The sequence below is a fragment of the Micromonospora sp. NBC_01739 genome (assembly GCF_035920385.1).
GTDB lineage: Bacteria > Actinomycetota > Actinomycetes > Mycobacteriales > Micromonosporaceae > Micromonospora.
Map to the genome: position 1 here is coordinate 4,297,987 of NZ_CP109151.1, position 17,519 is coordinate 4,315,505.

Annotated in this window: 14 protein-coding genes; all 14 read right to left on the bottom strand. The window is 70.5% G+C overall.

Annotated features, from left to right (window positions below; all coding sequences use genetic code 11):
* Nucleotides 1-11: 11 nt before the first annotated feature.
* Nucleotides 12-1,466 carry a multicopper oxidase family protein gene (locus tag OIE53_RS19370; protein ID WP_327022946.1) on the bottom strand — a complete coding sequence of 485 codons (1,455 nt, stop codon included), beginning with the start codon at nucleotides 1,464-1,466 and terminating at the stop codon, nucleotides 12-14.
* A 94-nt stretch (nucleotides 1,467-1,560) separates the two neighbouring features.
* Nucleotides 1,561-2,718, bottom strand: coding sequence for an epoxide hydrolase family protein (locus OIE53_RS19375; protein WP_327022947.1), 1,158 nt, complete (start codon nucleotides 2,716-2,718; stop codon nucleotides 1,561-1,563).
* A gap of 15 nt (nucleotides 2,719-2,733) precedes the next feature.
* On the bottom strand, nucleotides 2,734-4,119 hold the full coding sequence (locus OIE53_RS19380; protein ID WP_327022948.1) for an FAD-dependent oxidoreductase: 1,386 nt from the start codon (nucleotides 4,117-4,119) through the stop codon (nucleotides 2,734-2,736).
* 29 nt (nucleotides 4,120-4,148) lie between these two features.
* Nucleotides 4,149-4,568, bottom strand: a complete 420-nt coding sequence (locus tag OIE53_RS19385; RefSeq protein WP_327022949.1) for an SgcJ/EcaC family oxidoreductase — start codon at nucleotides 4,566-4,568, stop codon at nucleotides 4,149-4,151.
* Nucleotides 4,569-4,938: 370 nt separating this feature from the next.
* On the bottom strand, nucleotides 4,939-6,111 hold the full coding sequence (locus OIE53_RS19390) for an acyl-CoA dehydrogenase family protein (RefSeq protein ID WP_393340835.1): 1,173 nt from the start codon (nucleotides 6,109-6,111) through the stop codon (nucleotides 4,939-4,941).
* Between the two features lie 140 nt (nucleotides 6,112-6,251).
* Nucleotides 6,252-7,628 (bottom strand): condensation domain-containing protein, encoded by a 1,377-nt coding sequence (locus tag OIE53_RS19395; RefSeq protein WP_327022951.1) that lies wholly within the window; start codon nucleotides 7,626-7,628, stop codon nucleotides 6,252-6,254.
* 29 nt (nucleotides 7,629-7,657) lie between these two features.
* Nucleotides 7,658-9,415, bottom strand: coding sequence for a non-ribosomal peptide synthetase (locus tag OIE53_RS19400; RefSeq protein WP_327022952.1), 1,758 nt, complete (start codon nucleotides 9,413-9,415; stop codon nucleotides 7,658-7,660).
* 40 nt (nucleotides 9,416-9,455) lie between these two features.
* Nucleotides 9,456-10,685: a cytochrome P450 gene (locus OIE53_RS19405; RefSeq protein ID WP_327022953.1), complete on the bottom strand. Its 1,230-nt coding sequence runs from the start codon at nucleotides 10,683-10,685 to the stop codon at nucleotides 9,456-9,458.
* Nucleotides 10,686-10,690: 5 nt separating this feature from the next.
* Nucleotides 10,691-11,770, bottom strand: coding sequence for a 4-hydroxyphenylpyruvate dioxygenase (hppD, locus tag OIE53_RS19410; RefSeq protein WP_327022954.1), 1,080 nt, complete (start codon nucleotides 11,768-11,770; stop codon nucleotides 10,691-10,693).
* A gap of 62 nt (nucleotides 11,771-11,832) precedes the next feature.
* The gene (locus OIE53_RS19415; protein WP_327022955.1) at nucleotides 11,833-12,036 is read right to left on the bottom strand and encodes an MbtH family protein; all 204 of its coding nucleotides are present in this window, start codon (nucleotides 12,034-12,036) and stop codon (nucleotides 11,833-11,835) included.
* A 251-nt stretch (nucleotides 12,037-12,287) separates the two neighbouring features.
* The gene (locus OIE53_RS19420; protein WP_327022956.1) at nucleotides 12,288-13,715 is read right to left on the bottom strand and encodes an extracellular solute-binding protein; all 1,428 of its coding nucleotides are present in this window, start codon (nucleotides 13,713-13,715) and stop codon (nucleotides 12,288-12,290) included.
* Between the two features lie 82 nt (nucleotides 13,716-13,797).
* Nucleotides 13,798-15,363: an MFS transporter gene (locus tag OIE53_RS19425; protein WP_327022957.1), complete on the bottom strand. Its 1,566-nt coding sequence runs from the start codon at nucleotides 15,361-15,363 to the stop codon at nucleotides 13,798-13,800.
* A gap of 61 nt (nucleotides 15,364-15,424) precedes the next feature.
* On the bottom strand, nucleotides 15,425-16,135 hold the full coding sequence (locus tag OIE53_RS19430; protein WP_327022958.1) for a thioesterase II family protein: 711 nt from the start codon (nucleotides 16,133-16,135) through the stop codon (nucleotides 15,425-15,427).
* A complete protein-coding gene (locus OIE53_RS19435) occupies nucleotides 16,136-17,518 on the bottom strand; it encodes a class I adenylate-forming enzyme family protein (protein WP_327022959.1) in 1,383 nt (460 codons plus the stop codon).
* Between the last annotated feature and the right edge of the window lies 1 nt (nucleotide 17,519).

Here is a 17,519-nt window from a genome sequence, read left to right on the forward strand (position 1 = left end):
GACCGATCGGCTCAGCGCACGATCTGCATCTGCGCCATCATCCCGTACGCGGAGTGCTCCAGCATGTGGCAGTGGTACACGTATCGGCCCAGGAAGCCGCTGAAGGTCGCCTGCACCCGCACCGAGTCGCCCGGCGCGATGAACACGGTGTCCTTCAACCCGCGCTCGTTGGGCGCCGGTGGCCGGCCGTTGCGATCCAGGACCCGGAACTGCACCAGGTGCAGGTGGAAGGTGTGGTTGACCCCGCCGAAGTCGGTGTCCACGTTGGTGATCCGCCAGGTCTCCGTCGCACCGTGCCGGATGGTGGCGTCGATCCGGTTCGGGTCCCAGAGCTTGCCGTTGATCAGGCTCTCGATAGTGTTGAAGTCGGTGCTGAGGACCACCTCGCGGTTGACGGTGGACTTCGGCATCGGCGGCAGCGACCGGAGCGTGTCCGGCACCCGGCTGTTGTCGCGGGCCTCCCGGGTGACGTCGAAGCGGAGCACCGGCCCGCGGGCCTCCTCTAGCACCACCTTGCTGCCCACTCGGCGCTTGGAGAAGTCGACGACCACATCGGCACGCTCGGCCGGGCCCAGGGTCAGTTCGGTCAGCCGTACCGGTTTGGGCAGCAGACCGCCGTCGGAGCCCACCTGCACCATCGGCAGGCCGTCCAGCCGCAGGGTCAGGGTGCCGTGGGTGGAGGCGTTCAGCAGTCGCAGCCGGTACCGGCGCGCGGCGACCGGGAAGTACGGCTGGGAGCGGCCGTTGACCAGCACCACCGGACGGTCGAAGTCGAAGGGGTCGAAGTACAGGTTGCCCTTCTCGTCGAAGCGGGACTCCCGCAGCATGATCGGCACGTCGTACTGCCCCTCGGGCAGTCGCAGGTGCCGCTCCTGCGGGTCGTCGATCAGGTAGAAGCCGTGCAGCCCGCGGAACACGTGCTCGGCCTCGGTGTGGTGGCTGTGGTCGTGGTACCAGAGGGTGGTGCCGCGCTGGCGATTCGGGTATTCGTAGACCCTCGACTTGCCGGGCTTGATCACGTCCATCGGGTGGCCGTCATGCTCCGGCGCGACATGCCCGCCGTGCAGGTGGACGTTGGCCGGTACGCCCAGTTGGTTGCGGTACTCCACCGACACCGGCCGACCGGCGCGGGCGCGGATGGTCGGGCCGATGAACCGACCGCCGTACGACAGCACCGGGGTACGCACCCCGGGCAGCAGCTCAGCGGTGGTCTGCACGATCGGGAAGCTGTAGTGGTCGACGCCCCCGCGAGTGCGGATCGGTGCGGCGACCGGCGGCAGCGGCATCAGCACGCGGAACGGCCCACCGGTCGGTGGGGTGCCACTCGGCTTCGGCTTGGGTTTCGGTCCGTGCCCGGGTCCGTGCCCGTGGTGTCCCCCGGGTGTCCCCGGAGGGCCGCCGGCCAGGGCGTTCAGCGCCGGAGTGGCCGTTACCGCCAGCGCGGCGCCGGAGAGTGCGCCGCCCACCAGGAGGTTCCTTCTGTTGATCATGTCTCCCCAGTTCTTCCCGGTGGCGGGCCGTCGTCCTCGACCACCCGCCACCCGGGATGCGGTGCCACGCTCAGCGCAGCGAACGGATGAAGTTCCGGAGGTCCTCGACGAGGAGGGTGGGCTGCTCCAGGGCGGCGAAGTGACCGCCCTGGTCGAATACGGTCCACTGGTTCAGGGTCGGCAGAATCTGCTCGGCCCACCGGCGCACCGGGCGGACGGCGTCGGCGGGGAAGACCGCCACCCCGACCGGCATGGTCAGGTTCCAGGGGCCGGCCCAGGTGCGGATGAAGTCGGCGTCCAGCCGGTTGGACTCGTAGTACAGCTGGGCGCTGGAGCCGGCCGTGGCGGTCAGCCAGTAGACCATCACGTTGGTGAGCAGGAAGTCCCGGTCGACGGCGTCCTCCGGCACCTTGGCCGAGTCGGTCCACTCGTAGAACTTCTCGACGATCCAGGCGAGCTGGCCGACCGGGGAGTCGGTGAGGCCGTACGACAGGGTCTGCGGGCGGGTCGACTGGATCTTGCGCCAGCCGGCGCCGTCCTGCTCGAAGTTCTGGGCGAACTCCAGGCGGGCCAGGTCCTCGTCGGGCAGTCCGGCGAAGAGGGCCGGGTCCTGGGGCGGGAAGGTGGCGAGCATGTTGACGTGTACGCCGGCCACGTGCTCCGGGTCGGCCAGACCGACCTCCAGCGAGATCGGCGAACCCCAGTCCCCGCCCTGGGCCACATAGCGGTCGTAGCCGAGCCGCCGCATCAGTTCGGCCCAGGCCCGGGCCACCCGTCGGGTGTCCCAGCCGGTCTCCCGGGTCGGCCCGGAGAAGCCGTACCCGGGGATCGAGGGGATCACGACGTGGCAGGCGTCGGCGGGGTCGCCGCCGTGCGCGGCCGGGTCGGTCAGCGGCCCGATCAGGTCCAGGAACTCCACGAAGGAGCCCGGCCAGCCGTGGGTGAGGATCACCGCAGTGGCGTCCGGTACCGCCGACCGGACGTGCACGAAGTGCACATTGGCGCCGTCGATCTCGGTGGTGAACTGCGGGAACTCGTTCAGCCAGCGCTCCGCGGCCCGCCAGTCGAAGCGGTGCCGCCAGTGGTCGACCAGGTCGCGTAGGTAGTCCAGCGGTACCCCGCGCTCCCAGCCCACGCCGGGCAGTTCGGCCGGCCAACGGACGGCGGCCAGCCGGCGGTCCAGGTCGTCGAGGTCAGCCTGCGGAATGTCGATTCGGAACGGACGCATCGGTTCCTCCGTTGGTCAGGCCCGGCCGAGCAGACGCTCTGCTGCGGCAGGATCGGGGGTGGTGTCCCGGACGCGGCCCTGACGGAGCACCCGGAGCATGGTGGTCGGCCGCATCAGCGACGACGGCGGATCGATCAGCCCGGCCACCCGGATGAAGGCGTCGGTCAGCCGGGCATCGCGGGTGGCGGCCCGTTGCAGCCGGGCCACATAGGCGTTGGCGAACCGGATCTTCGCCGTACGCCGTCCTTCGACCCCGGGGAATCCCAGGTCCGCGCCGGCGGAGAAGTCCCAGGGCGAGTCGAGCTGGGCGCCCAGCTCACGGAAGAAGGCGATGGGATCGGGGTCACCACCACGCCGGAGCTGTTCGGCCAGCACGAGTGAGCCGAGCCCGGCGGCGGTCATCCCCTGGGCGTAGATCGGGTTGAAGCTGCACACCGCGTCACCGAGCACCAGCAGGCCGGCCGGGAACCGGTCGAGTCGCTCGTAGCGGCGGCGGACACTGGCCGGGAAGCGGAACATCACCGGGTCGTCCAGCGGCTCGCCGTCCCGAATCGCGCGGTAGATGGCCGGCACCGGCAGGGACTTGGCGAAGGCCAGGAAGCCGTCCGGGTCGGTCGGCGGATGGTCGCCGAGGACGCCGGTCAGAGAGAGTTCCACCCGACCGTCCGTGCCGGGCATCCGGTAGAAGAAGGCACCGCGCGGGCTGCCCGGGGTGGCGGCCGGGATGATCGCCAGGTCGTCGCCGAAGGGGTCCTTGGCCAGCCGGTAGTGTCGGGTGGTGTACGCCAGATCGACCTTGATCCGATCCTCGGGGGGTCGCGCATAGCCGAGTTCGGCGAGCCAGGTCGGGGTACGGGAGCCACGGCCGGTGCTGTCGATCACCAGGTCGGCGTCGAGCACCTCCTCCTGGCTGCCCTCGACACGCTGCTGTACCCGCGCACCGATCACCCGACTCCGGTCGGGGGTGGTGACCAGCCCGACGATGTCGTGCCGTTCGAGGACACGCACGTTCGGCAGGGCCTGCACCCGAGCCCGGACCAGGTGCTCCAGCACCGGCCGGGTGGCCGGCACCGAGACCAGCCCGGAGTGCGACGGCAGCATCCGCCGCCCCTCGACGTACCACTGGATGTCGCCGCTGAAGTCGCCGGGGGTCACCCCGGCACCCCGCAGGTCCTCGGTCAGGCCGGGGAAGTGGCCCTCCAGGATCTGGTATCCCCGGGCGACCAGCCCGTGGGCGTGTCGACCGTGCGGTACGCCCTGGCGGTAGCCACTGACCCCGGTCACCTCGTCGCGGTCGACCAGCAGCACCTCGGCGTACCGGTCGGCGAGCACCCTGGCCGCCAGCAGACCGCCCATGCTCGCGCCGAGCACCACGACCCGTCCGGTGCGATGATCACTCATCACGTCACCTCCTCGGTCGCTCGACGCCTTCAGGAGGGGTTCGCCGGTGAGTTCTGGTACGCGGTGAGCAGCCACTGGCCGTCCCGCCGCACCAGCAGCCAGCTCGCCCGGACCGCCCGCGCGGCGGAGGGCTCGGTCTCGTTCGGGGCCAGCACCCCGCCCTCGGTGAGCACCAGCACGGTGTCCGGGCCCAGCACCTTCAGCGCGGTGGGGCTGCCGGTCACCCGGGTGCCGCGGTACGGGCCGGCGAACGCCTGGCCCATGAAGCCGCAGATCTCGTCCCGGCCCTGCCGGAAGACCCCGGGCAGGATCATGCTGCCGTCCTCGGTGAAGGTGGCGGCGAAAGCCTCCGCGTCGTGCGCGGCCCAGGCGGCGACGATGCGCTGGGGTACCGCACGCACCGCGGCCTCGTCCTCGGCGCTCAGCATCGAAGTGGTGCTCTTCGACATGGGATGGTCCTCTCTCGATCTGGTGAACCGGACGGACCACGGTCGGTACGCCGGCGAAGGACCGCCTCCGAACCCCGTCGGGGCAGGCGACACCGGCGGCACACACGGCGCCGGCAGGACGGTCTGGGGTAAAGCGACACGACGTCCGCGGTCCGGTCCGTCGGCGACGTGCGCAGTGCTAATTCTCCGGCGTACCCGGAAATGGCTCACCTTCGAAATTGCGAGGCCCGGCCGGGCCCGGTCAGCAGGCGAAGGGGCAGGTAGGCAGACGGGCGCCCCCCTTTCGGAGGACGCCCGTCGCGGGTGCCGCAGCCGTACGGAATGAATCGTCGAGGCTGGGCGGGAGGCGGGCGGCTAGCCGCCCTGGGAATCAGATGAACAGGGTGTTCGGACCGAGGCCGCAGAGGATCCGGCCGTACAGCTCCAGGTTGGTGTTGGGGTGCATGATGGCGTGCAGGTTGAGGGTCTGCACGTCCCGCTCGATCCGCTGGATCGGCACGTCCTGGTAGATCGAGGAGCCGCCGCTGGCGGTGTTCAGCAGGTCGACGGCCTCCTTCGACCGCTGGCAGACCGCGCCCAGGTCGAGGCGGACCCGGGCCCGCTCCTCCAGCGTCCAGTCCTCACCCGCGCCGGCCTTACGGTCGAGCATCTCGGCCGACCGGTACGCGTGGAAGTCCGCCTCATCGATCTTGACGGTGGCGTCCGCCACCTGGATGTGGGTGATCGGCGCCTGGCTCTGGTCCTCGTACTCCGTGTAGGTGATCTTCCGGCCGGGCAGCCGCTCGAAGAACACCTCCTTGGCGGCCTTAGCCAACCCCAGGCAGCTGGCGCCGACCGCCGTGCACGCCATCGACATGAAGGGCACCCGGTAGATCGACGAGCCGGCGTTGGAGTTGGTCAGCGGCACACCCTGGATGATCGGCCCCATCCGCACCAGCCGGTGCTCCGGGACGAAGAGCCCGTCGGCCACCGTGGTGACGCTGCCCGAACCCCGCATGCCGGCGGTGTGCCAGTCGTCGATGATCTGGAGATCCTTGATCGGCAACGCCACCATCACCGGCTCGTGGCTGCCGTCCGGGTTGGCGAGCACGGCCGCGTTCGTGTTCCAGTGGCTCTGGGTCGCCCCGGTGTTGAACGACCACCGACCGTTCAGGATGTACCCGCCCTCGGTGGGGATGGCCATCGCACCGGGGCTGAGGATGCCACTGATCCGGACGTCCGGGGTGGAGAAGATCTCGTCCTGGGTCTGGTCCGGGAAGAGGCCCGCCATCCAGCTGCTGATCATCCAGACCGCCATCGTCCAGCCGGCGGAGCCGTCCCCACGGCCCACCTCGGAGACGACGTCCACGACCGTCCGCATGTCCGACTCGTAGCCGCCGTAGCGGGCCGGCATCCGCATCTTGAGCAGGCCGGCGTCGGTGAGGGCGGCGATCGTCTTCTCCGGCAGGCGGCGCTGCTCCTCGGCCTCCAGCGCGCCTTCCCGCAACAACGGCACCAGTTCCGCGGCGCGTCGCGCCAGCTCGCTACGGCCGGGAGCTGCCATGGTTTCCATCGAACCTCCAGTTAGGACAAAGGGCTGAACAATGATGAGCGAGTCGGGGAAGGCTGTGCACCACCGACCCTGGCACCCCGTCGATGGGCCTGCACCTTTGAAAATGCGGCGCCCGGCGGGCCTTCGATCACCTATACGGCGACCCGCACCGATTCGCGGGCGGCATCCGGATCGACCAGCATCTCCCGCAGGACCTCCTGGAAGCCGCTGACCCACCCGGCGACGGTCGCCTCGTCGAACAGACCGCTCTTGTAGGCGACGCTGCCGACGACCTCACCGGAGGGGTCCAGGTTCAGGGTCCACAGGGCGCCGTCCGGGACGTCCGAGACGAGCGGCTGGGACACCAGGCGGTACCGGATCTCGGTGTACTCGAGATCGCCGATCAGCTCCTCGTCCAGCAGGAACGGGAACGCGAAGACCTGGAACACACAGGGCGCCCGGTCGTCGGAGATGGCCGGCAGCATCAGCTCCGGGGCGTGGGCCAGGATCTGCGGCACGTCCTGCGAGTACGACTCGACGCACTGGTTCCGGGTGGCGATCACCACCTCCCGGAAAGTGCGGCACTTGGCCAGGTCCACCCGGATCGGCATGAAGTTGAAGAAGGACCCGACGGTGTACGGGAACTCCTCGTCGCCCCGACCGGGGCTGAAGGTCGGTACGACCACGTCCGAGTTTCCGCCGAGCCGCTCGGCCAGTACGGCGAAGGCGGCGAAGAGCACCATGAACGGCGAGCTGCGGGTGGCCTTGCCGAGCTTGAGCGCCGGAGTGATCACCTCCGAGCCGATCACGAAACGGTGCATCGCGGTGGTCGTCTCGACGGCCACCGAACGGGGGCGGTCCAGCTTCATCGTGTGCACCCGGGCACCGGCCAGGTTCTGCTGCCAGAACTCGCTCGGCTCCGCCATCCGGACCGGATCGCCCACCAGCTGCCGCTGCCACTCCGCGAACTCCCGGTACTGGCGCGGCTCCGGCAGTGCCGGCACCTCGTGGCCCCGCCGGGCGGCGTACCGGTTGGCCAGGTCCCGGATGATCAGACGCATCGACCAGCCGTCGGTGGCGGTGTGGTGGGAGATCAGCACCAGGACCGAGTCGCGGTCGTCGAACCGGACCAGGACCGCGCGCAGCAGCGGAAGCTCCGTGCTGGGGAAGGTGTCCGCCTCGGCCTCGATCAGCAACTGCTCGGCCACCGCGTCCCGCTCGTCCTCGGGCACCACGGACAGGTCCCGCAGGATCAGCTGCACCGGGGCGGTCTCCGGGCTGATCACCTGGTACCGCTCCTGCGGCGTACGCACCACGATGGTGCGCAGCGCCTCGTGCCGAGCCACCACGTCGTCCAGGGCACCCTGCAACGACTCGACATCGACCTCGCCGCGCAGCCGCCATCCGTGCACGATGTGGTAGCGCGGGCCGAAGGGACCCTCCTCGTCGCCCTTGTCGTACATGCAGAGGAAGTCCTGGTTGAGCGAGAGGGGTGCCCGGTGCGGCGCCTGGGTGTCGGGGGTGTTCATCTGGCCATCAGCCCTTTCGTAGTCGTCGGCTAGGAGGTCGGTGCGGGCGTGGCCTGGGCGGCCAGCCGCTCGGCAAGGCCGGCCACCGTGGGGGTGTCGAAGAGGGTGCGCAGCGGCAGCTTGGTCCCCAGTACGGCCTCGATCCGGCTGATCAGCCGCATGGCCAGGAGGGACTGCCCGCCGAGTTGGAAGAAGTCGTCGTCCACGCCTACCCGGTCCACCCCGAGCACCTCGGAGAAGATCTCGCTGAGGATCTCCTCCCGCGGGTCGCGGGGTGCCCGGTAGGCCACCCACGCCTCCGGGTCCGGCTCCGGCAACGCCCGCCGGTCCAACTTGCCGTTGGCGGTCAGCGGCAGGGTGGTCAGCGCCACGAAGGCGTCCGGCACCATGAAGTCGGGCAGGGTCGCGATCGCGAAGGCCCGCAGCGCGGCCAGGTCGACAGTGCGCTCACCGACCACCACGTATGCGGTTAGGGACCGCTCACCCGTCGGCAACTGCCGGGCCACCACGGCCACGTCGGAGAGTTCGGGGAACCGGGCCAGCACCGCCTCCACCTCGGCCAACTCGACCCGGAAGCCCCGGATCTTGACCTGGTCGTCGGCGCGGCCGAGGAAGTCGAACATGCCGTCGCTGGTCAACCGCACCAGGTCGCCGGTGCGGTACATCCGTTCCCCCTCCCCGGTGAACGGATCGGCGACGAAGCGTTCGGCGGTCAGGTCCGGCCGGCCGAGGTAGCCGCTGGCCAGTCGGGGCCCGGCCACGTACAGCTCGCCCACCTCCCCGTCGGGGACCTGACGGAGCCGCTCGTCCAGGACGTACGCCCGGATGTCCGTCATCGGGCGGCCCACCGGAACGGTCGGGCCCGGCAGGAACAGGTCGGACATCGGCGAGTGGGTGGTGAACAGGGTGGACTCGGTCGAGCCGTACATGGCCCGGACGACCAGACCGGGGCAGGCGTCCAGCACCCGCCGGACCGCCCCGGGGGAGATCACGTCGCCACCGGTCATCACCTCCTGCACCCCGGTCAGGCAGTCCGGCGCCTCGTCGGCCACCACCCGGAACAGCCCGGCCGTCAGGTGCACGGCGGTGATCGCGTGCTCGGTGATCAGCTGGCGCAGGGTGGACACGTCGAGGTCGGCGGAGGGCCCCAGCACGACCGTGCCACCACGGCTCAGCGGCACCCAGAACTCGTAGCTGGAGACCTGGAAGGCGTACGGAGCCACGGAGAGGACCCGCTGGTGCCGGCTGCCGTTCCAGGCCGGATCGGAGATGAGCCGGGTCACCGCGCGCTGTGGGATGGCCACCCCCTTGGGGTCCCCGGTCGACCCGGAGGTGTACATGACGTACGCGAAGTCCTCCGGGCCGGTGGGCACGGCCGGGTCGGTGCCGGGGAACTCGCCCGGCTCCTCGTCGACCAGCAGCACCCGCCCACCCTCCGGCAGGCCGCGGCGCCGGGTGTCGTCGTCGGCCAGCAGCACCGGGCCGCCCGCCTGGTCCAGGATCCAGCGCATCCGCGCCATCGGGTACGCCGCATGCAGCGGCAGGTACCACGCACCGGCCTTGAGGACCGCCAGCAGTGCCACCGGCAGGTCGGCGGTCCGGCCGGTCAGCACCGCGACCGGCTGCCCCGGCTGGACCCCCTCGGCGATCAGACGGTGCGCCAGCCGGTTCGCCCGCTCGTCCAGATCCCGGTACGTCAAGGTGCGGTCACCGGCCACCACGGCCACCGCGTCCGGAGTCCGGCTCGCCTGCGCGGCGAGCATCTGCTGCACAGAAGTGAAGGTCATCAGACGCTCCATTCAGATGGTTAGGCCGGTAGAACCGGTTTCAGGTGGTTCCGCCGGGCTTGAGCGTCACCGGCAGGCTGGTGTAACCGCGCAGGAAGGTCGAGTACAGCGGGCGCGGTTGGCCGTGTAGTTCGAAGGTGTCGACCCGCCGACGCAGCGAGTCCAGCACCGCCCGAACCTCCGCCCGGCCCAGGAAGGCACCGAGGCAGAAGTGCGGCCCGTGTCCGAAGGTGAGGTGCTTGTTGGGCGTACGGCCCAGATCGAATTCGTCCGGCCGGTCGAAGACCGTTTCGTCCCGGTTGGCCGAGGCGTTCCAGACGGTGACGACGTCGCCGGCCGGGATGGTCTGCCCGCCGAGTGTGGTGTCCCGCCGGGCCACCCGCCCGACATGCATGGCCGGGGTGTTCCAGCGCAGGATCTCCTCCACCGCGTCGTCCAGCGACACCTCGCCCCGGCGCAGCGCCCCCCACTGATCCGGGTACTCGACGAAGTTCAGCACCGCGCTGATCATCGCCAGCCGGCTCGTCTCGTCCCCGGCGAGGATCAGGCCGTAGCAGTTGAGGACGACCTCCTCCTCGGTCAGCGGCGCTCCCTCGATCTCGCAGGTCACGAGGCTGCTGATCACGTCGTCGCGCGGGTCCCGGCGACGCTCGGCGGCGATCCCGCTGAAATAGAGCAGGATCTCGTTACGGGCCAGCCAGGTCTCGTGGCCGGGCTGATCCGGATCGTCGGAACTGAGGGCCTGCTTGCTCAGTCGCAACAGCTCGGCCCGGTCCGCCGACGGAACGCCGAGCAGGTCGCTGATGGTGCCCATGGGCAGTTCGTCGGCGACCTGGGCGGCGAAGTCCCCGCCACCGGCCGCCACGGCCTGCGCCACCAGTTGATCCGCGCGGGCCAGCACCCCGGACAGCACCGGCCGCAGCATCCGGGGGGAGAACGACCTCAGCAGGTGGTTGCGCACGGCGGTGTGCCGGGGGGCGTCGGAGACGGCCAACAGCTTCCCCCCGGCGGTGTCCCCGCCGGTGAGCAGCGAGGTGAGCATGTTGCCCCGGCCCGAGCCGAAGGTCTCCGGGTCCTTGTAGACCCGCAGCGCCTCGGCGTACCGGGTGACCACCCAGAAGTGGGTTCCCTGCGGGGTGCTCGGGTGCCGCCACACCGGGGCGTTGCGGCGCAGCCAGCGCCACACGTTCTCCACCTCCGGGCCGACGAAGGTTCTCGGGTCGGCCAGGTTGACCCCGTCGAGGTCGGTGGCGCGGATGCCTGTGCTCACCGAAGTCAGTCCCGTTCCGCTTGCCGTTGCAGCTCCACGGCCTCGTACAGCGCCTTGACGTTGCCGCTGCCGAAGGTCTGCGCGCCGAGCCGTTCGATCAGCTCCAGGAAGAAGGTCTTCCGGGGGTGCGCCGAGCGGGTGAAGATCTGGAAGAGCTGACCGTGGTGATCGGCGTCGACCAGCACGTTGACCTCCCGCAGGTCCGACACGGTGTGCCGGGCCAGCTCCATGCGGGAGGCGAGCATCGTGTAGTAGGTGTCCGGGGTGGACAGGAACTCCACTCCCCGCCGCTGGATGTTCTGCACGGCGGCGACGATGTCGTCCGCGTTGAACGCCACGTGCTGCACACCCGCGCCGCCGTGGTTCTTCAGGAACTCGTCGATCTGCCCCGGCGAGCGGGTCACGTCCGGCTCGATCAGGGTCAGCGTCACCGCACCCCCGACGGACTGCACCACCTTGGAGTTCATGGCCTGGTTACCGACCACGATCTGCTCCTCGAAGATCATGCGGAAGTCGAGGACCTCCTCGTAGAAGCGGACCGTCGGGTCCAGCTGGCCGGCCTCCAGGCAGACCGCGAAGTGGTCCACCGCGGACAGCCCGCTGTCCCAGGTCGGCTCGGCCTCCGGGCGGGGCAGCAGGCCGGGCAGGTGCCGGGCGTCCATTCCCTCGGGGCGCCGGACGAAGGTGTGCGCGACATCGCCGAAGCCCATGATGGTGGCCCGTACCACGCCTTCGACGTCGTGCGGGGCCGCTACCGGCCGGGCCCCCCGGCGTACCGCCTCGGCGAAGGCCGCCGCCGGGTCGGCGACACCGAGGCTGATGTCGGCGACCCCGTCTCCGTGCCGCTCCACGTACGCGGCGGCCGGGTGGTCCTCGACCAACGGCTGGGTCAGCACCAGCCGGATCTCCCCCCGGCCCAGCCCGGCGGACCGGGCCTCCGGCGGGGCGGCCGGGTCGGTCCCGGAGTAGACGGCCAGACCGAAGCCGTCCACCAGCCGTTGGGTCTCCGCGGCCAGGTCGCTGACGTAGAACTCGATGTGGTCGAGCGAAATCTGACCGAAGATCGAAGTCTGTGGCGTGCTCATCGGGTCATCTCCCCCTTGTCATCAGCCCCGGGGGCCGACCGGCGGCCCGGGTGGGGCACGTTTCAGTGCGAGCCGGCGAGCCGGCGCGGGCGAGGGTCGATCCAGTTGTCGCTGACGTACCGCAGGCACTCGGTGCGGCCGGCCGGACCGCACACCGCACCCCAGCCCTGCGGCACATCGGCGAAGGCGGGCCACAGACAGTGCTCGCCCGCAGCGTTCACCAGCACCAGGAAATCGCCGTCGACGGCGTCGAATGGATTGTTCATTCCTTTTCCTCCAGCCCGAATCCGTCGGTCGACACAAGAAATTGGCGCACCGGTCGCTAGCGAATTCTTCGGCGAACCTGGCCGCCCTCAGAGGCTGTCATTACGACCCTGTGCCACGCATCTTCCGTAGTGCGCAGCGCACGCCTGATCGACAGAAAGCAAGCGAGGGCAGGTCGCCGGCGACGCCGTTTTGACGGCACCGCGACGACCTGCCCCCGCCGACCGGAAAAGGCGGTCAGTTGTTGCTGGGATCAGCCCCAGATTCCGACCCGGTAGCAGTCGGGACCACGCGGCCCGGCACCGACGCATCGGGCGTTGTACGCGTCGAGGAGCCGCTGGGCGCGAGCGTCGGCCAGCCGGAATCGCTCCACCGGGTTGGCCCGGCGCAGCAGCACGTCATCCATCGCCAGGACCAGCTCGTTCTGGATCCCGTCGAACGCGCCGACCACCACGCCGAGACTGGCCGGCGACTTCGGGGCCTTGCGGATCTGGTCCAACGCCACCTTCGGCGCCGGGTGCTGGGCGAACCAGCGCTCCCGCTGGAGGAGGTCCACCGCCTGCCCGGTCATCGGCAGGTAGGCGGTGCTCTTGTGCCACTGCGCCGAGTTGCGCGGGCTGTTCAGGAACTGCATGAAGGCGAGGGCGCCGTCCTGGGTCTCCCGGTCCAGACCGGCCCGCAGGAAGAGCGAGTCACCGGAGTTGACGTTCCCGACCGCCTTGCCGCGACCGGGGTGCGGCAACGAGCCCGCGGCGACGTTGAACCCGAACTCGGCCCCCATCTGGGCGAAGGTGTCACCCTGGTTGGCCCCGTCGAAGGTGAAGGCGACCTGCTGGGTCACGAACGACTCGAAGTTGCCGCCCCAGTCCTCCGGCATGCCGGTGTACCGGTAGTGGCCCGCCTGGTGCATCCGCTTCCACCAGGAGACGTAGTTGAGGATCTGCGGCGAGTCCAGGTTGACCTTGGTGGCCCGGCCGGTACGCCCGTTGTTGTTGTTGGTCAGCAGGCCGCCCTGCTGGGCGATGGCCTGCTGGAAGAACCAGTTGTGGTTGGGCCAGGTCACGCAGTTCGCCGGGCCGTTCGGCATCCGCGCGATCTTCGTGCAGGCGGCCTCCAGCTCCTGCCAGGTCTGCGGAAGCTTGGACACCCCCGCCTTCTTCAGCAGGGTGGTGTTGGCGTACAGCACGCTGGTCATGCTGGTGACCGGGAAGGAGAACATGTCACCCCGGTCGGTGTGGTACGCCCGGACCTGCGGCAGCAGGTCCCGCACCACCACCCGCTCGTTGAGGATCTGGTGGCGACCGCCGATGGCCCGCTGCACGGACGTGAACAGCGGTCGGCCGGAGCGGTCCTTCATGTCCCGAGCGACCTGGCTGACGTTGTAGTAGTAGTTGGCGATCGCCGGCGGGTTGCCCTCCCGGACGGCCCGGTCCACGTCAGCCGGCAGCGCCGTGTAGTCCCGCGCCTCGACGTTGATCTGGTAGCGCGGGTACTTACGGTTGAACTCCTCGGCCAGCCGCTTGCGCTCGTCCAGATAACCCGGGAACGGATAGTCCGCGAGCCAGACGTCAATGTTGATTTTCTTCTTCTTGTGGGCGCCGGCCTCCGCCGCCCCGGCGGTTGCGGTGACGGATGACAGGACAACCGCTACGCCGAGCGACGATGCAATCAGTGCGCGCAATGGTCGCATGGAACCTCCAGTTTCCGGTCAATCAAGGACGATCAACTGTCACCGTTCATCCTGTTGGTCGGCCGGGGTCAATTCATCTTTCCAAGTGCGCACTAGTCGCCACCGACGGGGAATCAGCCGACTCTTTCCCACCGGTGGGTCGACGCAGGGCCAGGGCGATCAGGACCGCCAGGGCCACCGATACGGCGGCCGCGACCAGCCCCACCGTGGCCAACGCCCCGGCGTACGCCTCCTGGGCCGGACCGAGCACGCCGGGCACCCGGTCGGCCAGCTCCATGGCCCCGGTCATCCCGTCCAGGGCCTTGGCCGCGACCTCCGGTCCCAGGTTCTCGGGGAGGGCGTCCTCCAGCCGCGCCCGGTAGACGGCGGCGGCCAGGCTGCCCAGCACCGCGATCCCGGCGGCGAAGCCGAGTTCGCTGCTCGTCTCGGAGATCCCGGATGCCGCTCCGGCCCGCTCCGGTGGAACGGACCCGACCACCAGGTCCACCCCCAGACCCGCGGGCAGCCCGTTGCCGACGGCCACCACCACCCAGCCGGCCAGGACCATCGTCTGGCCGCCGACGTCGGCGGTGGCGACCAGCAGGAATCCCGCGGCGGCGATCACGAGCCCGGCCGCCATCACCGGCCCGGCCCCGAACCGGCCGGCCAGCATCGGGGCGACCATCACCGCCAGGATCATCGCCACGGTGGAGGGCAGCAGCCACAACCCGGCTCGCAGCGGCGACAGTTCGGCGACCAGTTGCAGGTACTGGGTCACCAGCAGGGTGCTCCCGCCGAGCAGCATTCCCCCGACCACCAGCACCACCAGCACCGGGCGGACCGACCGGCGGGCGAAGAGTCCCAGATCCAGCAGCGGGTCGGGCAGGGCCCGCTGCCGCCGGATGAACACGGCTCCGGTCACCACCCCGACCAGCAGCAGCAGCCCCACCAGGGGTTCCAACCCGTACCGGGCGACATGTTTGACGGCGTACACCAGGGACAGCACCGCCACCAGCGAGAGCAACACGCTGGACAGGTCGACCCGTACGCTGCCGCGCCGTTGCCCCTTAGGTAGCAGCACCGGACCGGCCAGCAGCAGCACCGCCATCACCGGGACCCCCAGCAGGAAGACCGACCCCCACCAGAAGAACTCCAACAGCACCCCACCGACCAGCGGTCCGGCGGCGTTGCCGGCGAGGAAACAGCTCATCCAGACCGCGATCGCGGTGGACCGCTGGGCGGGCTGCCGGAACAGGTCACTGATCAGCGCCAGGGTCGACGGCATGAGGGTGGCACCGGCCACCCCCAGCAGGGCCCGGCTGACGACGAGCATTCCGCTGCTCGTCGAGAAGGCGGCCAGCAGCGAGAACGCGGCGAAGGCCGCCGCACCTACCAGCAGCAGTCGCCGTCGGCCGATCCGGTCGCCGAGGGCGCCCATGGTCACCAGCAGGCCGGCCACCATGAAGCCGTACACGTCGCCGATCCACAGTTGGGTCACGGCATCGGCGCCCAGGTCCACGGCGAGCTGCGGCAGGGCCAGGAAGAGCACGCTCAGGTCGACGGCGACGAGCAGTGTCGGCAGGGCGAGCACGGCGAGGGCCAGCCATTCGCGCCGGCCGGCGGGGGCGGGTGCGTCCAGCACCGGACCGTTCTGTGTCATGGGGCCGACCCTGGCATTCCCCCTCGGCCGCGCTCACCTTCCACAGTGCGCAGCCCGCTTCCTACCTGCTCCGGACCGGATCCGGCACGGCCTGCCCGAGGACCCGGGCCACCTCGGCCGGCTCCCGCATCGGGAAGAAGTGCCCGCCCGGGACCGCCCGCAGCAGGAAGTCCCCGGTGGTGATGTCGGCCCACCGGGTCAGCGCGGCCGGCGAGGTCAACGGGTCGTCGATCCCGTGCAGCACGACCACCGGGGTGGCCAACCGGGGCCGCCTCGGTCCGGGCCGGTAGGCCTGGGCCAGTCGCAGGTCGGCGCGGAGCATCGGGAGGAAGGTGCGGTAGGTCAGCGGGCCGGCCGCCCGGGCATCGGCACCCCCGAGGGCCACCAGCCGGGCGAACAACTCCTCATCGGGCAGGTCAACGGCGTGCCACAACGCCGAGCCGGGGGCCATCCAGGGCGGATTCCGCCCACTGAGGACCAGCAGGTCCGCGGGATGACCGGCGTCGCGCAGCGCGTGGGCCAGCTCGTAGCCGACAAGGGCCCCCAGGCTGTGCCCGAACAGCCCGTACGGGGTGCCGTCCAACTCGCCGAGGATCCGGTCGGACAGGTCGGCGAGCAGGTCCGGCCAGCCCTGGCAGGGCGGCTCGCGCCACCGGTTTCCCCGGCCGGGCCGCTCCACCGGGACCATCGTGAGACCCTCGGCGTGCCGATCGACCACTGAGGCGAAGGACCCCGCTGACCCGCCCGCGTGTCCCAGGCAGTAGATGCGCATCTACTTGTGCCCGAACTCGTGCAGGGACATGGTCCGGATCCGGCTCGGCCACTCGGTTCGGACGAGTTTTCGGCGCAGCTGGCGGCGTACCTCCTCGGACTCGGTCGGCCCCACCTCGTGCAGGTAGAGGTCCAGGTCGAAGCGGGTGCCCAGCGGTGTCTGGTAGATACGGGTCTTCGAGGCCACGACGTTGGGCAGGGCGTTGGCGATCCGGCGTACCGAGGCCAGCGACACCTTCGCACCGCCGGTCACCACGAAGTCCGACAGGCGGCCCCGGAAGTGCAGGTAGCCCTCCTCGTCGATGTGAAACAGGTCGCCGGTGGCGATCTGGTTCGGGCCGACCAGGCAGTCGCCCACCCGCCCCTCGGCCATCCCCACCTTGCGACGCAGCACCGTGTCGGAGGTGACGAGCAGCTCGCCCACCCCCTCCGGGTCCGGGTTCCGCAGCTGCACCTGGACCCCCTCCAGAGGGCGTCCCACGGTCGCCAGCCGGTGGTACGGCTCGCGGTGGGCGGCCAGGGTGGCCACCCGGGGCCCGGCCTCGGTCAGCCCGTAGGTGAGATACAGCTCCAGCTCCGGTGACCGTTCCCGCAGCACCCCGGCGACCACCGGGCTCAACTGCTCCCCGCCGACCGTCAGCATCCGCAGCCGCTGCGGCGGTCGCCAGTCCGCGGCGATCATCTGCCGCACCATGTACGGGGTCACCGAGGAGCTCGTCACCCCGTGGTCCCGCAGGGCGGCCTGGTAGGTGGTGGTGGTGAAGGGCGGCCCGGTGACCACCAGCCGCGCACCGGTCGTCAGGCCGGCGAGCGCCTGGGCCACCAGGGCGTACGAGAAGTTCAGCGGCAGGTTCACCAGCACGGTGTCCTCGGGGCGCAACCCCACCGACCGGGCGTGCCGCGAGGCGTTGCGCAGCAGGGCCGGGAAGCTGTGCAGACAGCCGCTGGCCACCCCGGAGGTGCCGGAGGTCAGGATGATGACGTGGCCCGGATCGTGCCGCTGCGGGCCCACGCCGTCCAGGGTCTCCACCCGCACCGGGCCCACCTGTCCCGACGCCGGCTGCTCCCCGGCCCGGGCCGGAGTGACGAGGGTCCGGGCGCCCAGCCCCTCGGCGATCTCCCGGACCCGGCCGGCCGGGGTGCCGGGGGCCAGCAGGGCCGGTACGCAGCCGGCGTGCAGCACCCCGAAGAAGCAGCGCAGCAGCGCCGCGCCGTTGGCCAGGGCGACCAGCACCACCTCGCCGGACTGAAGGCCCCGCCGGTGCAGTTCGTCGGCGATCCCGTCGAGCAGGATCTCCGCGCCCGGGGTGGGCTCCAGGTCGATCACCGTGTCCAGGTACGTGGCGACCTGGTCGCGACTGAAAGGCGGTTCGAGCCCGGACATG